Here is a 15124-nt window from a genome sequence, read left to right on the forward strand (position 1 = left end):
GCGCCACCTCGTCCGGCAGGATGGGCCATTCGCTGGCCAGCAGCGCGCAAACACAGAACGGCATACTGCCGTCGGCAATACAGCTCGTCCAGAACTGGATGTATGCGCGCAGTTGTTCCTGCGGACCAGGGTTGGTCTGCTCAAGATGCGTCAGACCGTGCGCAGTCTCCTCGCGGTAGCGCCCGATCAGCGTCTTCACCAGGTCGACCTTGCTCGGAAAATGATGGTGAATACTCGCTTTGCGAATGCCCACTACCTCGGCGATATCGGCATAGCTGAAGCCGTTGTAGCCACCCGTTGCGATCAAGGAACGGGCGCAAGCCAGAATATCGTCGAAAGTTTTGTTCATAGGTGCATCCTACCTTCTAGTAGGTTTGCAGTCAAGCGCTACGGCGCGCGCAGGGTGACACTGCGCAGGCTGGGCGTCGCCTAATCCTCTCCCCTCGCGCGGTCTGCTGACCATTAATTACCTCAGTAGTTTTTATACTGGCTTTTCTGTCACCCATGATAATATTTTCAAATAATAAACATTCCTTCCGGGAGAGATATGGATGCACAGACAAAGGTATTTCGCACGCATCGCGCACTGGCCTGGTTTTACGCACTCATAGGCATAGGTATGACTGCAGTCATTGGCCTTGCAACGGGTGCATACGTGGAGTTGCTGCCCATGCTGCTCGCCCTCCTCGCGCTATTCGCGCTGCACTTTTTCACAGCGCGCGCATGCAAACAAGGGAAGAACGGCGGCCGCCAGGCATCCATAGTCATTTCGTGCCTTATGCTGCTTGGCTTCCCGATTGGCACGCTGATCGGAATCTACCTTCTGTCGAACACATGGCACTCCTGGGAAGCGRCCGCATGAAGCGTTTATTGTTATCCCTCGTTGCGGCCTGCCTGTACAATCTCGCCGCTGCGGCGCCGACACCAGCGCCAGTGCGCGCGGAAATCGACGCGCTATTGGCCAAGCTCCAGGCATCCGGCTGCCAGTTCAACCGCAACGGTTCCTGGTATAACGGCACCGACGCCAGGAATCACCTGCTCCGCAAACTCGAATACATCGAGGGCAAAAGCACCATCCAAAACACCGAGCAGTTCATCGCGATGGCGGCGTCTAAAAGCAGCTCGTCGGGCAAGCCATATCAAGTCAAATGCGGCAACGAGCCAGCCGTCGACAGCCAGGCCTGGCTCACCCGCACGCTCACCAGCATTCGCACAGCAAAACCATGAGCAAGCAAATAAAAATAGGTAACGTCGTTTTTGAGGTTCCAGAAGAAAGCTCATCTTCCATCACGTCCACCGGCCAAGAGAAGCCGGTCCAGAATGTTAAGCCTGATACGCCGGAACCACTGGAAGAAAAGCCTTATATCTACAGGCCGAATGATCCCTTCCAGGCTTCGGTCGACGAAGCACGAGCGATTGCCAGCATTAGCACGTCACATAAGCCCTGGGTTCGGAAAACGTGGTTTGTGTTATTTGTCATTGGTCCACTGGTGTATGTAGAACTGATTGCATTAGCGGCCAATCGGGATCTTGAAGGCTGGGAATGGGTCAAGTCTCTGGCTTTTGCCAACGCGATTTTTCTGCCGGCGTGGTTGATCTACTTCTCTATTTCGAAGCGCCGCGTAAAAAAGGCATAGCGATATGATTGTGCCAAAGTATTCTTTGCCGGAGTTTGAGCGCAGGTGGCTGGTACCGGATGCGTCCCTGCTCGATTTGTCCGCGTGCCGCGTACGCCGGATCGAGGACAAATATCTCGACGGTGGCAGATTGCGGCTGCGCGCGGTCAGTGAAGATGGCGTCGGGATAGTTTATAAGCTCGGGAAGAAATACGAATCCAAACAAGTGGTGAGCGTTTATTTAAGCCGCGAGGAGTATGGGAGCCTGCTCGTACTACCCGGCGCAGTCGCGCGCAAGATGCGCTACTCGGTGGCTGGCGGTGCGCTCGATGTATATGAGCACCCCCTTGGAGGGTTGCTAGTTTTCGAGATTGAATTTGAGAGCGCCGAGGCATCAGCGGCTTATGTGCCGCCGTCTTTTGTAGGTGAAGAGATCACGGCCAACGCGAAGTACAGCGGCTTCGCGTTGGCACAGCAGGAGTGATCAGGACAGCAGCAGCTTCAGGTCATGGACGATCGGAGCCGGGCCTTGTCCGTGGCGCAGGAACAGGCGGGGCTTGCCTTCTTTGTCGAAGACGTAGCTGCCGGCGGTGTGGTCGATGGTGTAGCTGTCCGGGGTCTTGCCAGGCACTTTCTGGTAGAAGACCTTGAAGTCCTTGGCCGTCTTCGCGATTTCTTCAGGCGTGCCGTACAGGCCAACGAAGCGCTTGTCGAATTGCGGCACGTATTGCGCCAGCAGTTCCTTGGAGTCTCGCTCAGGGTCCAGCGTGGCGAACAGCACTTGCACCTGGTCGGCTTGCGGACCGAGGTCCTTCATCACGTTCGACATTTCGGCCATGGTGGTCGGGCACACGTCCGGGCATTGGGTGAAGCCGAAGAACAGCACCACGACTTTGCCTTTGTACGAATCCAGCGTCACCGGCTTGCCGGTGTGGTCGTGCAGCGCGAAGCTTTTGGCGTAGTCGATGCCGGTGATATCGGTGTTTTCAAACTTCAGCCGTTTTTCGCCGCAGCCCACCAGGGCCGCGAGCATCAGCAATGCCGCGAACAGTTTTTTCATAGCGCTCAGAACTTGAAGTAGTGATCAACCAGCAGTGCTGCGAACAGCAGGGACAGGTAAATGATGGACCAGGTAAATGCCTTGCGTGCCACGATGTCCGTGTAGTGGCGGTAGATCTGCCAGCCGTAGTAAAGGAAGACGGCATTCAGCACCACCGCGCTGCCCAGATAAATCAGGCCGCTCATCTTCACGGCAAATGGCAGCAGCGTGGTCGCGGCCAGCGCGATGGAATACAGCCAGATATTGAACGCGGTGAAGCCCAGGCCATGGGTCACAGGCAGCATGGGCAGACCGGACTTGGCGTAGTCGTCGCGGCGGTACATGGCAAGTGCCCAGAAGTGCGGCGGAGTCCAGACGAAGATGATCAGCACCAGCAGCCATGCCTGCATCGGCACGTCGTTCGCAACCGCCGCCCAGCCCAGCGCAGGCGGCATCGCGCCCGACAGGCCACCAATCACAATGTTCTGCGGCGTTGCGGGCTTCAGCACCATCGTATAAATCAATGCATAGCCGACAAATGTCACAAAGGTCAGCCACATGGTCAGCGGATTCACCAGCTGGTGCAGGATGTACATGCCGAGGCCGCCGATCACGGCAGCGAAGACAACGGTCTGCTTGACGGTGATTTCACCCAGCGCCATCGGACGGCGCGCGGTACGCGCCATGCGCGCGTCGATCTCGCGCTCGGCCAGGCAGTTCACGGCAAACGCCGCCCCCGCCAAAAGCCAGATGCCGATCGTAGCCGCGACGACAACACGCCAGTCCGGCATGCCGTCCGTGGCGAGGAACATGCCGATCACGGCGCAGAACACGGCCAGCTGCGTCACGCGCGGCTTGGTCAGCGCCATGTACTGGGCGAAGCGGCTGTTCGATTTCAAGGTGGCGGTACGAGTCGTCATTTAGTAGGTACGTGCGGGCGCTGCGAGAAACTTAGCCCGATAGTTTAACATGGTCAGCAAAAGGACCAGGCCAGCTGCTCCGGCGTTATGGATGACCGCAATCGCCAGAGGGAAGTTCAGGTAAATGGTCGCGATGCCGGTGGCAGCTTGCAAAACCAGCAAGCCGAGAATCCAGCTCGACACCTTGCGCAAGCCCGTCACGCGCCAGGCGCGCAAGGCCGTGTAGCCAAGCACCAGCACCACCACAAAGGCAAAATTGCGATGCACCCAATGGATGGCCGTCAGCGCGGAGAACGGCAAATAGTGGCCGGCGGYTGTCTTGCCCAGTTCGCGCCACAAATGGAAACCTTGTGCAAAATCCATCTCCGGCACCAGCTTGCCCGCGCACAGCGGGAATTCGGTACAGGCCAGGGTCGCGTAATTCGTGCTGACCCAGGCGCCAAGCGCCAGTTGCAACACCAGCACCACAGCCGAAACGATGGCCATGCAACGGACATGCGGCAGTACATTGATCGGCGCACCGGACTGGCGCAACGGCGCAATCGCCTGGTCTTCACGCCCACCGAACCAGGTCAGCATGGCCAGCAGGCCCATGCCCAGCAGCAGGTGGGTCGACACGATGACTGGCTGCAGTTTCAGCGTCACGGTCCAGGCGCCAAACGCGCCCTGCAGGCAGACGAAGAAGAACAACAAGGTAGGAAAGCCCGGAGGGACGGTGCGGCGGAACGGGTTGCGCTTGCGCCACTGCCACCACGATACGCCCGCCATCGCCACAATCAGAATACCGATCGTCATGGCCAGATAGCGGTGGATCATTTCAATCCACGCCTTGAACACGGTCACGGGACCAGTCGGCATCAGGGCTTCCGCAGCGCTGATCTGCTCATGCGCCAGGAAAGGATTGGCAAGGCCATAGCAGCCCGGCCAGTCCGGACAGCCCAGGCCCGAATCGGTCAGGCGCGTGAAGGCGCCAAACACGATCAGGTCGAAGCACAGGAATACGCCCACCCACACCAGCTTGCGGTATTTGCTGACGTCCTTCGAGATCCACACCATGGACAGGGGCAGCACCGCAACCAGCAGCGCGGTGACAATCATCTGGGCCAGGGAAGTTTGATGCATAACTTATCCGATCGCCGAAGCCTTGAGCAGCTTGGCGAGATCCTTCTTTACTTTGGTTGGGTCGGCGTTCTTCGGGAAACGCATCATCAGGTTACCCAGCGGGTCGATCAGGTAAATGTGGTCATCGGCGCGCTCGCCCTGCTCCACCGGCAGCCATCTGGCTACGTCGGCGGCGGGCGCGCGCAGCATATGGGTGCCATCGTTCACGCGCATCAGCATGGTTTCCAGCGGCTGTTCATCGGTGATCAGCCACACGCGCTCAATGCGCTCCATCTCCTTGCCCTGCATGGTACGCAGCTGGCGCATCATGAACAGCATGTCCTGGCATTCCTGCTGGCAGTCGGAGCCGCCGACCTTCAGCATGATCCATTTACCCTTGTAGTCTTCCAGTTTTTTGGGCTCGCCGGACAGCAGCTTGCTCGGCATCGCCGGAATCGGATGCTGGCGCGGGTCGATCAAATCACCGTAATTGGTGCTGCCGCCTTTCGGCTTGATCACGTAATAGGTGAAGTAAGAAGCGACGATCGGCGCGGCGCACACTGCCAGCACCGCAAACATTTTCAAGCGCCCGGAGCGCTGCTGGGGTTCGTTCTTATTGCTGTCCACTTTTCTTGAATCCGGTGAAAACGAAGAAGAGGAAGGCCATCACAGCCAGTGCGTACCACTGGAAGGCATAGCCACGGTGTTTTTCGATGCCGAGCGAAGGAGCCGGCCAGTCGCGCACCAGCTGTGCGCCCTGCCCTGCGGCGCCGGCGTCGGCCGACGTTTGTTCCAGCATGACCGGCTGGAATGCCAGGCCCGTGGCAGCGGCCACGCCGGCCGCATCGGCATTCTGCACGATGGCACGGGGCGCAAGCTTCACGCTGCCCAGCTCCATGACATGGCCTGCGTTCTGGTGCGCCACGCCTTCGATGGTGACGGTGCCGGACGGCGTGCTCACTTCCGGCAGTTTGTTGCGGTCGGCCGCATCACGCGGCAGCCAGCCACGCACCACCAGCACATGCATATTGCTGCCGGCGAGCTTGAGGGGCATCAGCAGGTAGAAGCCGGCGCGGCCCTGATACGGACGATTGTCCAGATAGAGCGGCCAGTTGGGCAGCCATTCGCCGGTAACACGCACGCGGCGGAATTCGATCTCTTCGGCGCGCACTGGCTCCGCGCTCAGCTCCACGGCTTCGGCGGCAACGCCGGCGGACAGCCTGGCCGCCAGCGCTTCCTTCTGCTCGGCGCGGCCGGTCTGCCAGCGCGCGGCGGAGATGCCGATTGCCACCAGCACCAGCATTGCCAGAAAGGGAATGAGCTTAAAGCGGAAAGCGATACGCATTACAATGGGAGCCCTGACTAATCCTGCAAAACTGACATGAAAATCTTCGTTGCCGTTGCGTTTATCCTGATCATCGGCAGCCTCGCCAGCGCGGTGGTTTTCCTCTTGCGAGGTAAAGGCGGCGACCCGCGCATGGTGCGTGCGCTCGCGATGCGCGTCGGCTTCTCGATCCTGCTGTTCGTGATCATCCTTGTGCTGTACAAGCTAGGGTACATCCACCCCACAGGTATACGCGCCTACGGCGGATAAAAGCAAAAAGCCGCAGCACCCGCTGCGGCTTTTTTTATCGGGCATTGCACGGCTGGTTCCGCCGCGCATTATACCCGCGTATTACATCCAGTACACGACCACGTACAGGCCGAGCCAGACCACGTCAACGAAGTGCCAGTACCAGGCGGCGCCTTCAAACGCGAAGTGGTGTTCAGGGGTGAAGTGGCCCTTCATCACACGATACAGCACCACCGACAGCATGATCGCGCCCATGGTCACGTGGAAGCCGTGGAAGCCGGTCAGCATGAAGAAGGTCGAACCGTAGATACCGGAGGACAGCTTCAGGTTCAGCTCATGGTAAGCGTGGATGTACTCGAACGCCTGGAAGCCCATGAACACTGCGCCCAGCAGGATGGTGGCAGCCAGCCAGAAGGCGGTCTTGCCACGCTTGCCAGCTTGCAGGGCGTGGTGGGAGATGGTCAGGGTCAGGCCGGAGGTCAGCAGCAGCGCGGTGTTGATGGTCGGGATCGGGAACGGACCCATGGTGTTGAAGGATTCAACCACGCCGGCCGGACCGATATTGCCCCAGATGCCGTTGAAGTCAGGCCAGATCAGTTTGTGATCCAGGTCCGACAGCCAAGGCATGGTGATGGTGCGTGCGTAGAACAGCGCGCCGAAGAAGGCGCCGAAGAACATCACTTCGGAGAAGATGAACCAGCCCATCGACCAGCGGTAGGAGATGTCGATGCGCTTGCTGTACATGCCGCCTTCGGATTCGGCGATCGCATCGCCAAACCAGAAATACAGCACGACCAGGGTCATGGCGATGCCGATCAGGTTGCAGGCCATACCCCACGACGCGTCGTTCACCCATGCGGATGCGCCGATCATGGTAATCAGCAGGGAGATACCTGCCAACATTGGCCACTTGGACGGGCCAGGCACGAAGTAGTACGGTGCCGCGGCGTTATTCGAACTCATTTTCATCTCCTAGAAACGGTATCCGTGAACTGCAAAAATTACTTCAATACGACGAACTTGATGACCGAAATCAGCAAGCCAATAAATATGGCAACGCCCAGCAGGGCTGCGATGATGACGTGGACCGGGTTCAGCTTCTCGGTATCCTTGTCAAAATCGCCTTTGCGGCGCAGGCCGAAAAACGACCAGATCACTGCTTTCATCGAATACAAAAACGAAGCCATCTGCCTTCCTTAATTGGACGCGGTCTTGTTATCCAGACCTGCCGCCTCGATAAAGGTGTACGACAGAGTGACGGTCTTCACGCTCTTCGGCACGGCCGGATCGATGAAGAACACCACGGGCATCTGCCGCGCCTCGTTCGGCTTGAGGATCTGCTCCTTGAAGCAGAAGCACTCAATCTTCTTGAAGTGCGGCGTTACTTCCTGCGGCGTGTAGCTTGGGATGGCCTGGGCCTTCACCGTACGCGGCACGCTGTTCACTACTTCATACACCACCGTCGTCAATTCGCCGGGATGCACGGTCACGCTGTTGACGGTGGGGCGGAAACGCAAAGTGCCCTGCACATTGCTGACCAAATCCACCGTGATGCTGCGGCTCTTGTCGACCTGGCTGTTGACTGCCGCTGCTTCCGGCTTGCCATCGATCAGGTTCAGGCCCAGCACCTCGCACAGGTGCTTGTACACCGGGATCAGCGCGTAGCCGAACCCGAACATCATTACCGCTACGACCAGGAGCTTGCCAAGCAGCTTGTTCTTCGCGCCCTGGACTTCCTTATCGCTCATTTCAGTGCCTCAGTATCCATTGTTTGCCGATGACGGAAACAAAGAACACCACGGCGATGGACAACAGGATCAGGGCCAGGCGCAGGTTGCTGTTCGGCTTCTTCGGGTCAGACATGGTGCTTCCTTTACAAGGGCGGACGCTGGCGCGCCCGCCCCAGGGTATTACTTAACGGTTGGCGGTACTTCGAAGGTGTGGAACGGCGCCGGCGACGGCACGGTCCACTCCAGGCCTTCAGCGCCATCCCAAGGCTTGTCCGCAGCAGCTTTGCCACCACGGATGGTTGGCAGCACCACGAAGAACAGGAAGAACACCTGCGACAGACCGAAACCGAAGGCGCCGATGGAGGCGATCGCGTTGAAGTCTGCGAACTGCGCCGGGTAGTCGGCGTAGCGGCGTGGCATACCGGCCAGGCCCAGGAAGTGCATCGGGAAGAAGGTCACGTTGAAAGTGATCAGGGACAGCCAGAAGTGCAGCTTGCCCATGGTTTCGTTGTACATGTGGCCAGTCCACTTCGGCGACCAGTAGTAGAAGCCGGCGAACAGCGCAAACAGGGAACCTGCCACCAGCACGTAGTGGAAGTGCGCCACCACGTAGTAGGTATCCTGCAGCTGGATGTCGACCGGGGTCACTGCCAGGATCAGGCCGGTGAAGCCGCCCATGGTGAACACGAAGATGAAGCCCACAGCGAACAGCATCGGGGTTTCAAAGGTCATCGAGCCTTTCCACATGGTCGCGATCCAGTTGAAGACCTTCACGCCGGTCGGCACGGAGATCAGCATGGTTGCGTACATGAAGAACAGCTGCGAGGTCACCGGCATGCCGGTGGTGAACATGTGGTGCGCCCACACGATGAAGGACAGAATCGCGATGGAAGCGGTTGCGTACACCATCGAAGCGTAGCCGAACAGCGGCTTGCGGGCGAAGGCTGGAACGATCTGCGACACGATACCGAAGGCCGGCAGAATCATGATGTACACCTCCGGGTGACCGAAGAACCAGAAGATGTGCTGGTACATGACCGGGTCACCACCGCCGGCGGCGTTGAAGAAGGAGGTGCCGAAGTGACGGTCGGTCAGGGTCATAGTGATCGCGCCGGCCAGCACTGGCATCACGGCGATCAGCAGATAGGCGGTAATCAGCCAGGTCCAGCAGAACATCGGCATCTTCATCAGGGTCATGCCGGGAGCGCGCATGTTCAGGATGGTGACGATGATGTTGATGGAACCCATGATGGACGATGCGCCCATGATGTGCATGGCGAAGATACCCATGTCCATGCCGATGCCCATCTGGGTCGACAGCGGAGCGTACAGGGTCCAGCCGGCAGCGGTGGCGCCGCCAGGCACGAAGAACGACGCGGCCAGCAGGATTGCCGCAGGAGGCAGCAGCCAGAACGAGAAGTTGTTCATGCGGGCGAAGGCCATGTCGGATGCGCCGATCTGCAGCGGGATCATCCAGTTAGCGAAGCCCACGAAAGCCGGCATGATGGCGCCGAACACCATCACCAGACCGTGCATGGTGGTCAGCTGGTTGAAGAACTCAGGCTGGAAGAACTGCAGGCCAGGCTGGAACAACTCGGTACGGATCATCAGCGCCAGCACGCCGCCGGACAGCAGCATGATGAAGGAGAACCACATGTACAGGGTACCGATGTCCTTGTGGTTGGTCGCGAACAGCCAGCGGCGGAAGCCTTCCGGATGGTCGTGAGCGTGATCGTGATCGCCGTGTGCGTGATCGTGTGCGTGATCGATAGTAGTCGTGCTCATGTGAAGCTCCTAATTACTTGCGCGCAGCCACAACTTCGGCTGGTTGAACGATGTTTTCCGCTGCCTTGTTCGACCAGGAGTTGCGGGTGAAGGTAATAACAGCCGCGATGTCGGTATCGGACAGCTGCTTCCACGCCGGCATCTCGCCTGGGAACTTGCCGCTCTTCTTACCGTTCAGCAGAACATGGATCTGGTCAGCTTTAGGACCATTGACCACTGGGGAACCGTCCAGCGCAGCGAATGCGCCTGGCACGCCCTTGCCGGTTGCCTGGTGGCAGACCGCGCAGTTCGAGTTGTAGACCTTCTCGCCCTTGGTTTTCAGTTCGTCGATGGTCCAGGTCTTGTTCGGATCGTCCGCCAGTGCGGCCATTTCCTTCTTCTTGCCGTCCACCCAGGCGGTGTACTCTTCGGCGGTCACGACGTGCACCACGATCGGCATGAAGGCGTGCTCTTTACCGCACAGTTCCACGCAGGTGCCGCGGAAGGTGCCGGTGTGTTCGGCTTTGAACCAGGTGTCGCGTACGAAACCAGGGATCGCATCCTGCTTCACGCCGAAGGCCGGGATGGTCCAGGAGTGGATCACGTCGTTGGCGGTGGTCACGATGCGGACCTTCTTGTTTACCGGCACCACCAGTTCGTTATCGACTTCCAGCAGATAGGTATCGGTACGTGGCTTGGTCGGTGCCACGCCAGGCGCACCCACCGCGTCACGCGGGGTAGCGATGTTGGAGATGAAGGAGATGCCCTCGCCTTCGCCTTTCAGATAGTCATAGCCCCACTTCCACTGCATGCCCGTGGCCTTGATGGTCACGTCGGCGTTGGAGGTGTCTTTCATGGCGACCACGGTGCGGGTCGCCGGCAGGGCCATGCCGATCACGATCAGGAACGGAACGACGGTCCAGGCGATTTCGACGGCTGTGGATTCGTGGAAGGTGGCGGCTTTGTGGCCGACGGACTTGCGGTGCTTGATGATGGAGTAGAACATCACGCCGAAGACGGCAACGAAGATGACCAGGCAGATAATCATCATCAGCGTGTGCAGGCTGTAGATCTCAGCGGCGATGCGCGTTGCCGGAGCCTGCAGGTTCAGCTCATGCACCATCGGACCGCCGGTGCCGCCGGTCGCTGCTTGATACGTACCAGTCGCAGATGCTGCTGGTGCGGCCAGCGCCGGAATTCCGGCGGATACTGCGGCCAGCCCGAGCATCAACGATTGAAGTCGCTTCGCAAGTTTCATGTTTTCCCCAACCACCCAAAAATAAAAATAATTTCATCACTGCGCGGTTCGCTGAAGCCACCGCCGTGCGCTAAACAGCTAAAGGCTCCACGCCGGACCCAGGTAAAAACTTCTTACATGAGACCGAGCTGGAACCTTGACATCGCCAAATGCGACCCAACATCACCTTTGGCGCTGCGGATTCTTTACTTCTTGCTTTTTTGYCTACGATTCGTGTGAGCGAACAGCTGGCAAAATTAGTCAAGGATTATAAGCAGGATGCTTATCTTTCATCAAGGGAAAATGCCTTTGATGACCGAATTGTGACGCCATTTTCCCTATGACTGCCTAATTTTTAGGCTTTCGCGGCAGATCAAAACGAATAATCGCTTCCCCGTCTTTGGTCACCCGCGGCACCGGACGGAAGGCGTGTCCATAGATCACTTCAAAGGTCAAACCCAGCTTGCCGTCCGAACGGCGCTGCCGCTCGAACGCCTGCAGCAGGCGCAGGTATGCCGCCCGTCCCAGCAGCCCCTTGCGGCGCGAACCGAGCGGATTGCCGCCCAGGGCGCGCACGTCGGCCAGCAGCTTTTCCGGTGTGTCATAGGTGACCGTGATCTTCTCCATATCCATCACCGGCGTGGCAAAGCCCGCCTCCACCAGCTGGTCGCCGAAATCGTGCATATCCACGAATGGCAGGGTGTGGACGGCCAGGTCGACTTCCGCGAAGGCCGTGCGCACCTCCTGCATGGTGTCCGGCCCGAAGCAGGAAAACATCAGCAAGCCATTCACGCGCAGCACACGGCGCCACTCAGCGAACACGCGGTCCGGCTGCGGATGCCAATGCAATGCCAGGTTAGACCAGACCAGGTCCAGAGAGTTCTGCCCCAATGGCAGCTCGGCCAGGTCGCCGCAAATCAGATCGATGCCGGACTTGGCCGGCAGCAGCCTGGAAATCAACTGATTCAGGGCCGACTTGCCGCCCTGCCCCTGCGCCGCTTGCAGCATCGCTGGCGACGCATCCAGCCCCAGAATCTGGGCAGCGGCATAGAACTTTTGCAAGATAGGCAGATCGGCTCCCGTGCCGCAGCCCGCGTCCAGCACGCGCTGGGGATTCAGTTTGATCAGCTCCAGGCGCTCGTGCATGCGGCTGGCGATTTCACGCCGCAGAAAATCGGCGTGCGCGATGCGGGCGGGATCGTCAAACAGGGCGCGGACACGATCCAGATCAATAGGGGCGCTCAGCTTGGGCGGATTTGCTGGGACTTGCATATTTATTACGGGTGCGAGATGAGATAATGTGCCAGTTTACCTGCTCGTGGCAAAACGCGATGGCTGGCCAATTTCTGGCGACGATCCTGCCCTGTAATTGCGTGCTGTGCGGAGGGCGCGGCGGGGAGCTGCTGTGCACGGCATGCCGTTGTCAATTTTTCAGCATTGACGTGGCGCGCTGCCCGGTGTGTGCGAATCCGCTGCCGGCCGGGTGTCCGGCGGAGCTGCCGTGCGCGCGCTGCCTGTCCTGCGCGCCCGCTTACGACGCCACTGTGACTGCCTGCTCATACGAAATGCCGCTCGACCGGCTCGTGCTTCAGCTAAAATTCGGCGCCCGGCTGGCGCACGCGCGCTTGTTCGGGGAATTGCTGGCGTCCGCGGTATGCATTGCTTCGTACGGCTTGCCTGCTGTGCTCTGTCCCGTGCCGCTGGGTGAAGCGCGGCTGGCGGAGCGCGGATTCAATCAGGCGCTGGAAATCGCGCGTCCCTTGGGACGAACGCTGGGCGTCGCGGTAGCGCCGCGCTTACTGTGCCGGGTGCGCGAAACGCGGGCGCAAAGCGAGCTGGCACCGGGCGCGCGCCGTGCCAATATGCAGGGAGCGTTTGCCGTGCCGGACCGCGCGCTGGTCGAAGGCCGCCACATCGGCGTCGTCGACGATGTGATGAGCAGTGGCGAAACGCTGGAGGAGCTGGCGGCCACGCTGAAACGCTATGGCGCCGCGCGGGTCAGCAATTTTGTCTTCGCGCGGACACCGCCGCATCAATGAATTGGGAGAACTGAGTTGTTTCATGTCGTACTGGTCAATCCAGAAATACCGCCGAATACCGGCAATGTGATCCGCCTGTGTGCAAACACGGGCGCGCAGCTGCATCTGATCGAGCCGCTGGGCTTCGAACTGGATGACGCCAAGCTGAAACGCGCAGGGTTGGACTACCACGAATATGCGCGGATGCAGGTGCACAAGGACTGGGCCGCGTTTCTGGCTGCCGTGCAGCCCGCCGCCGATCGTCTGTTCGCGATGACCACACACGGCTCGCGTCCCTTTGCCGAACTGGCGTTTCAACCGGGCGACGTGTTCGTCTTCGGCAGCGAAACCCGCGGCCTGGCGCCCGAATTCCGCGAAACCTTCCCGGCGACGCAGCGCATCAGATTGCCCATGCAGCCCGGCAACCGCAGCCTGAACCTGTCCAATACTGTGGCCGTGGTCATCTACGAAGCCTGGCGCCAGCAAAACTACGCCGGCGGCGCCTAACACCCTGGGGTCAGATCCGACATTCGGACATTTTTTCGCGCGCTCCTGCGCCGAATCAAGATCGCTTGCTTCCGCCCGGCTAGTCTGAAGCAATGACCCGTCCCCTTCGCATCCAATTCGCCGGCGCGATTTATCACGTGACCTCACGTGGAACGCGCCGCTCCGTCATCTACCTGGACAGTCGCGACTACTACATTTGGCAGGACTTGCTCGGCCAGACCGCCTATCGCTACAACTTTGCAGTCCACGCCTTTTGCCAGATGCCCAACCATTTTCATCTGCTACTCACAACCGCCGACGCCAACCTCGCGCAAGGCATGCGCCACCTGAACAGCAGTTACGCGCAGGCCTTCAATTTTCGGCACAAGCTGTGCGGTCCACTGCTTCAAGGACGCTATCATGCTGTATTGATCGAGCATCAGTCCCAGTTGCTTGAAGTGGCGCGCTACGTAGTTCTGAATCCTGTACGTGCGCAGCTGGTCAGTACGGAGTCCAAGTGGCACTGGAGCAGTCACCATTACATGATTGGGCGGCGGCCCTCACCGCGATGGTTGCAATCGGAATGGCTACTGGCACAGTTTGGTTCACGTACGCACGCCGCGCGTCGCGCTTATGCACGATTCGTCAGACAGGGGTACGGGCAATCCGACCCATTACGACTAGCGCGCGCGGATCTGGTGTTTGGTCGCACGCCCTATCAATTCGGCACAAATCCGCATGACCCCGGCCTCGCGGGCACGTCTATGCATGCCCGGCGAACGCTGGCGCATACGCTGCATGAGTATGGACGTTTGTATCCAGTGCGAAATGAGGCGATGGCGCGTGCCTATGCTTCCACCGCCTATTCAATGCAGGATATCGCCGCGCATTTCGGGGTGTCGTATAAGACGGTAAGCAGAGCCGTACGTCAATGGGAGCAGCGCATTGCCGAAAAATGTCCGAATGTCGGATCTGACCCCAAGGTTTGACCCCAAGGTTTGACCCCAAGGTTTAGACCCCAAGGTTTAGACCCCAAGGTTTAGTCGGCGGGCCAGACGAAGCCGATGTGCTTGCGCTCCAGGCCCGACATCACCACCTTCACAAATCGGTTCGGGATATAGAACTCGGCTTCGAACTCGGCGCCGTCTTCTTTATTGCGGCATTCCACCACCGCATGGAAGAACGCCCGGTCCGGCGTGGCCTCCTTGCAGTACAGGTATTTGCCCGCCGGCCCGTCGCTCCAGTAATCGCGAAGGGCCATCTCCAGTTCGGCCATGCCCTCTTCCGTGAGCAGGATGCCGAAAATCCGCGCGCTTGCCATATGTCCTCCAGGTCAGGTGAACATGCGCACCTTCGCCAGCAGCTTGGTGGTCGAACGGTCATGTTCGAAATCGATGGCGACAGCCTTGCCGCCATATGCCAGCACCGCCTTCCCTTCCGGGATGGCCGTCATATCATAGTCGCCGCCCTTGGCGTAAATCTCGGGACGCGCTTCCAGCACTGCCTCCAGCGCCGTATCCTCGTCGAACGGCACCACCAGCGACACCGACTCCAGCGCCGCCAGCAGCGCCATGCGGTCGTCGCAGCTATTCAGCGGACGATCGTCGCCCTTGCCCAGGCGCTTCACCGACGCATCCGTG

General features: G+C 59.5%; 22 protein-coding genes and 1 pseudogene. 8 read left to right on the forward strand and 15 right to left on the reverse strand.

Features of this window, described 5'->3' with window-relative positions; all coding sequences use genetic code 11:
* Window positions 1-349, reverse strand: a 349-nt coding sequence (locus AB4Z11_RS05940) for a TetR/AcrR family transcriptional regulator (RefSeq protein ID WP_442023392.1), incomplete at its 3' end; no start/stop codon positions are given.
* A gap of 198 nt (window positions 350-547) precedes the next feature.
* Here AB4Z11_RS05940 and AB4Z11_RS05945 point away from each other — a divergent pair.
* Genes AB4Z11_RS05945 through AB4Z11_RS05960 form a run of 4 tightly spaced genes read left to right on the forward strand, consistent with a single transcriptional unit; the run spans window position 548 to window position 2100 of the window.
* Window positions 548-862, forward strand: coding sequence for a hypothetical protein (locus tag AB4Z11_RS05945; RefSeq protein WP_442023394.1), 315 nt, complete (start codon window positions 548-550; stop codon window positions 860-862).
* On the forward strand, window positions 859-1227 hold the full coding sequence (locus AB4Z11_RS05950; protein ID WP_442023396.1) for a DUF5329 family protein: 369 nt from the start codon (window positions 859-861) through the stop codon (window positions 1225-1227). The genes AB4Z11_RS05945 and AB4Z11_RS05950 overlap by 4 nt, the downstream gene beginning before the upstream one ends.
* Entirely contained in the window at window positions 1224-1637 is a 414-nt protein-coding gene (locus AB4Z11_RS05955; RefSeq protein WP_442023398.1) for a hypothetical protein, read from the forward strand. Before AB4Z11_RS05950 ends, AB4Z11_RS05955 begins: the two co-directional genes overlap by 4 nt.
* Before the next feature lie 4 nt (window positions 1638-1641).
* On the forward strand, window positions 1642-2100 hold the full coding sequence (locus tag AB4Z11_RS05960; protein ID WP_442023400.1) for a hypothetical protein: 459 nt from the start codon (window positions 1642-1644) through the stop codon (window positions 2098-2100).
* Here AB4Z11_RS05960 and AB4Z11_RS05965 read toward each other — a convergent pair whose 3' ends face one another.
* From AB4Z11_RS05965 to AB4Z11_RS05985, 5 genes are read right to left on the reverse strand one after another with little or no spacing between them, the layout of a single operon-like run.
* Window positions 2101-2676 carry an SCO family protein gene (locus AB4Z11_RS05965; RefSeq protein WP_442023402.1) on the reverse strand — a complete coding sequence of 192 codons (576 nt, stop codon included), beginning with the start codon at window positions 2674-2676 and terminating at the stop codon, window positions 2101-2103.
* 5 nt (window positions 2677-2681) lie between these two features.
* A complete protein-coding gene (cyoE, locus tag AB4Z11_RS05970) occupies window positions 2682-3575 on the reverse strand; it encodes a heme o synthase (RefSeq protein WP_442023404.1) in 894 nt (297 codons plus the stop codon).
* Window positions 3576-4697: a COX15/CtaA family protein gene (locus AB4Z11_RS05975; protein WP_442023406.1), complete on the reverse strand. Its 1122-nt coding sequence runs from the start codon at window positions 4695-4697 to the stop codon at window positions 3576-3578.
* Between the two features lie 3 nt (window positions 4698-4700).
* On the reverse strand, window positions 4701-5255 hold the full coding sequence (locus AB4Z11_RS05980; protein ID WP_442023431.1) for an SCO family protein: 555 nt from the start codon (window positions 5253-5255) through the stop codon (window positions 4701-4703).
* A 34-nt stretch (window positions 5256-5289) separates the two neighbouring features.
* Window positions 5290-6021 (reverse strand): SURF1 family protein, encoded by a 732-nt coding sequence (locus AB4Z11_RS05985; RefSeq protein ID WP_442023408.1) that lies wholly within the window; start codon window positions 6019-6021, stop codon window positions 5290-5292.
* A gap of 36 nt (window positions 6022-6057) precedes the next feature.
* Here AB4Z11_RS05985 and AB4Z11_RS05990 point away from each other — a divergent pair, with 36 nt between their 5' ends.
* Window positions 6058-6270 (forward strand): twin transmembrane helix small protein, encoded by a 213-nt coding sequence (locus AB4Z11_RS05990; RefSeq protein ID WP_442023409.1) that lies wholly within the window; start codon window positions 6058-6060, stop codon window positions 6268-6270.
* A gap of 81 nt (window positions 6271-6351) precedes the next feature.
* Here the strand turns inward: AB4Z11_RS05990 and AB4Z11_RS05995 are convergent, their stop codons facing one another.
* The 7 genes from AB4Z11_RS05995 to AB4Z11_RS06025 form a co-directional block, all read right to left on the reverse strand.
* Window positions 6352-7212, reverse strand: coding sequence for a cytochrome c oxidase subunit 3 (locus AB4Z11_RS05995; RefSeq protein WP_442023411.1), 861 nt, complete (start codon window positions 7210-7212; stop codon window positions 6352-6354).
* A 38-nt stretch (window positions 7213-7250) separates the two neighbouring features.
* Entirely contained in the window at window positions 7251-7436 is a 186-nt protein-coding gene (locus AB4Z11_RS06000; protein WP_442023413.1) for a DUF2970 domain-containing protein, read from the reverse strand.
* A 9-nt stretch (window positions 7437-7445) separates the two neighbouring features.
* Window positions 7446-7997: a cytochrome c oxidase assembly protein gene (locus AB4Z11_RS06005; RefSeq protein ID WP_442023415.1), complete on the reverse strand. Its 552-nt coding sequence runs from the start codon at window positions 7995-7997 to the stop codon at window positions 7446-7448.
* Between the two features lies 1 nt (window position 7998).
* Entirely contained in the window at window positions 7999-8112 is a 114-nt protein-coding gene (locus AB4Z11_RS06010; protein ID WP_442023417.1) for a cytochrome oxidase small assembly protein, read from the reverse strand.
* 47 nt (window positions 8113-8159) lie between these two features.
* Window positions 8160-9764: a cytochrome c oxidase subunit I gene (gene ctaD / locus AB4Z11_RS06015; RefSeq protein ID WP_442023418.1), complete on the reverse strand. Its 1605-nt coding sequence runs from the start codon at window positions 9762-9764 to the stop codon at window positions 8160-8162.
* Window positions 9765-9777: 13 nt separating this feature from the next.
* A complete protein-coding gene (gene coxB / locus AB4Z11_RS06020; protein WP_442023420.1) occupies window positions 9778-11001 on the reverse strand; it encodes a cytochrome c oxidase subunit II in 1224 nt (407 codons plus the stop codon).
* A 327-nt stretch (window positions 11002-11328) separates the two neighbouring features.
* Complete coding sequence (locus AB4Z11_RS06025) at window positions 11329-12252, reverse strand: methyltransferase domain-containing protein (RefSeq protein WP_442023422.1); 924 nt, start codon at window positions 12250-12252, stop codon at window positions 11329-11331.
* A 59-nt stretch (window positions 12253-12311) separates the two neighbouring features.
* Between AB4Z11_RS06025 and AB4Z11_RS06030 the strand changes: the two genes are divergently transcribed.
* From AB4Z11_RS06030 to AB4Z11_RS06040, 3 genes are all read left to right on the forward strand, one after another.
* A complete protein-coding gene (locus tag AB4Z11_RS06030; protein WP_442023424.1) occupies window positions 12312-13019 on the forward strand; it encodes a ComF family protein in 708 nt (235 codons plus the stop codon).
* 15 nt (window positions 13020-13034) lie between these two features.
* On the forward strand, window positions 13035-13505 hold the full coding sequence (trmL, locus tag AB4Z11_RS06035) for a tRNA (uridine(34)/cytosine(34)/5-carboxymethylaminomethyluridine(34)-2'-O)-methyltransferase TrmL (protein WP_442023426.1): 471 nt from the start codon (window positions 13035-13037) through the stop codon (window positions 13503-13505).
* A 92-nt stretch (window positions 13506-13597) separates the two neighbouring features.
* Window positions 13598-14473, forward strand: a complete 876-nt coding sequence (locus AB4Z11_RS06040; protein WP_442023428.1) for a transposase — start codon at window positions 13598-13600, stop codon at window positions 14471-14473.
* Window positions 14474-14523: 50 nt separating this feature from the next.
* On the opposite strand, the gene AB4Z11_RS06045 is transcribed toward AB4Z11_RS06040, so the two are convergent.
* Window positions 14524-14805, reverse strand: coding sequence for a hypothetical protein (locus AB4Z11_RS06045; protein WP_442023430.1), 282 nt, complete (start codon window positions 14803-14805; stop codon window positions 14524-14526).
* Between the two features lie 12 nt (window positions 14806-14817).
* A pseudogene (locus AB4Z11_RS06050) lies at window positions 14818-15124 on the reverse strand (D-glycero-beta-D-manno-heptose 1-phosphate adenylyltransferase); the annotation flags it as partial.

It is taken from the genome of Pseudoduganella sp. RAF53_2 (genome assembly GCF_052113985.1).
Taxonomy (GTDB): Bacteria; Pseudomonadota; Gammaproteobacteria; order Burkholderiales; family Burkholderiaceae_D; genus Rugamonas.

Bases quoted from the DNA above. Each gene is read 5' to 3' on its own strand.
- AB4Z11_RS05950 (WP_442023396.1), top strand. From the start codon at position 859: ATGAAGCGTTTATTGTTATCCCTCGTTGCGGCCTGCCTGTACAATCTC.
- AB4Z11_RS05955 (WP_442023398.1), top strand. From the start codon at position 1,224: ATGAGCAAGCAAATAAAAATAGGTAACGTCGTTTTTGAGGTTCCAGAA.
- AB4Z11_RS05960 (WP_442023400.1), top strand. From the start codon at position 1,642: ATGATTGTGCCAAAGTATTCTTTGCCGGAGTTTGAGCGCAGGTGGCTG.
- AB4Z11_RS05965 (WP_442023402.1), bottom strand. From the start codon at position 2,676: ATGAAAAAACTGTTCGCGGCATTGCTGATGCTCGCGGCCCTGGTGGGC.
- cyoE (WP_442023404.1), bottom strand. From the start codon at position 3,575: ATGACGACTCGTACCGCCACCTTGAAATCGAACAGCCGCTTCGCCCAG.
- AB4Z11_RS05980 (WP_442023431.1), bottom strand. From the start codon at position 5,255: ATGTTTGCGGTGCTGGCAGTGTGCGCCGCGCCGATCGTCGCTTCTTAC.
- AB4Z11_RS05985 (WP_442023408.1), bottom strand. From the start codon at position 6,021: ATGCGTATCGCTTTCCGCTTTAAGCTCATTCCCTTTCTGGCAATGCTG.
- AB4Z11_RS05990 (WP_442023409.1), top strand. From the start codon at position 6,058: ATGAAAATCTTCGTTGCCGTTGCGTTTATCCTGATCATCGGCAGCCTC.
- AB4Z11_RS05995 (WP_442023411.1), bottom strand. From the start codon at position 7,212: ATGAGTTCGAATAACGCCGCGGCACCGTACTACTTCGTGCCTGGCCCG.
- AB4Z11_RS06000 (WP_442023413.1), bottom strand. From the start codon at position 7,436: ATGGCTTCGTTTTTGTATTCGATGAAAGCAGTGATCTGGTCGTTTTTC.
- AB4Z11_RS06005 (WP_442023415.1), bottom strand. From the start codon at position 7,997: ATGAGCGATAAGGAAGTCCAGGGCGCGAAGAACAAGCTGCTTGGCAAG.
- AB4Z11_RS06010 (WP_442023417.1), bottom strand. From the start codon at position 8,112: ATGTCTGACCCGAAGAAGCCGAACAGCAACCTGCGCCTGGCCCTGATC.
- ctaD (WP_442023418.1), bottom strand. From the start codon at position 9,764: ATGAGCACGACTACTATCGATCACGCACACGATCACGCACACGGCGAT.
- coxB (WP_442023420.1), bottom strand. From the start codon at position 11,001: ATGAAACTTGCGAAGCGACTTCAATCGTTGATGCTCGGGCTGGCCGCA.
- AB4Z11_RS06025 (WP_442023422.1), bottom strand. From the start codon at position 12,252: ATGCAAGTCCCAGCAAATCCGCCCAAGCTGAGCGCCCCTATTGATCTG.
- AB4Z11_RS06030 (WP_442023424.1), top strand. From the start codon at position 12,312: ATGGCTGGCCAATTTCTGGCGACGATCCTGCCCTGTAATTGCGTGCTG.
- AB4Z11_RS06040 (WP_442023428.1), top strand. From the start codon at position 13,598: ATGACCCGTCCCCTTCGCATCCAATTCGCCGGCGCGATTTATCACGTG.
- AB4Z11_RS06045 (WP_442023430.1), bottom strand. From the start codon at position 14,805: ATGGCAAGCGCGCGGATTTTCGGCATCCTGCTCACGGAAGAGGGCATG.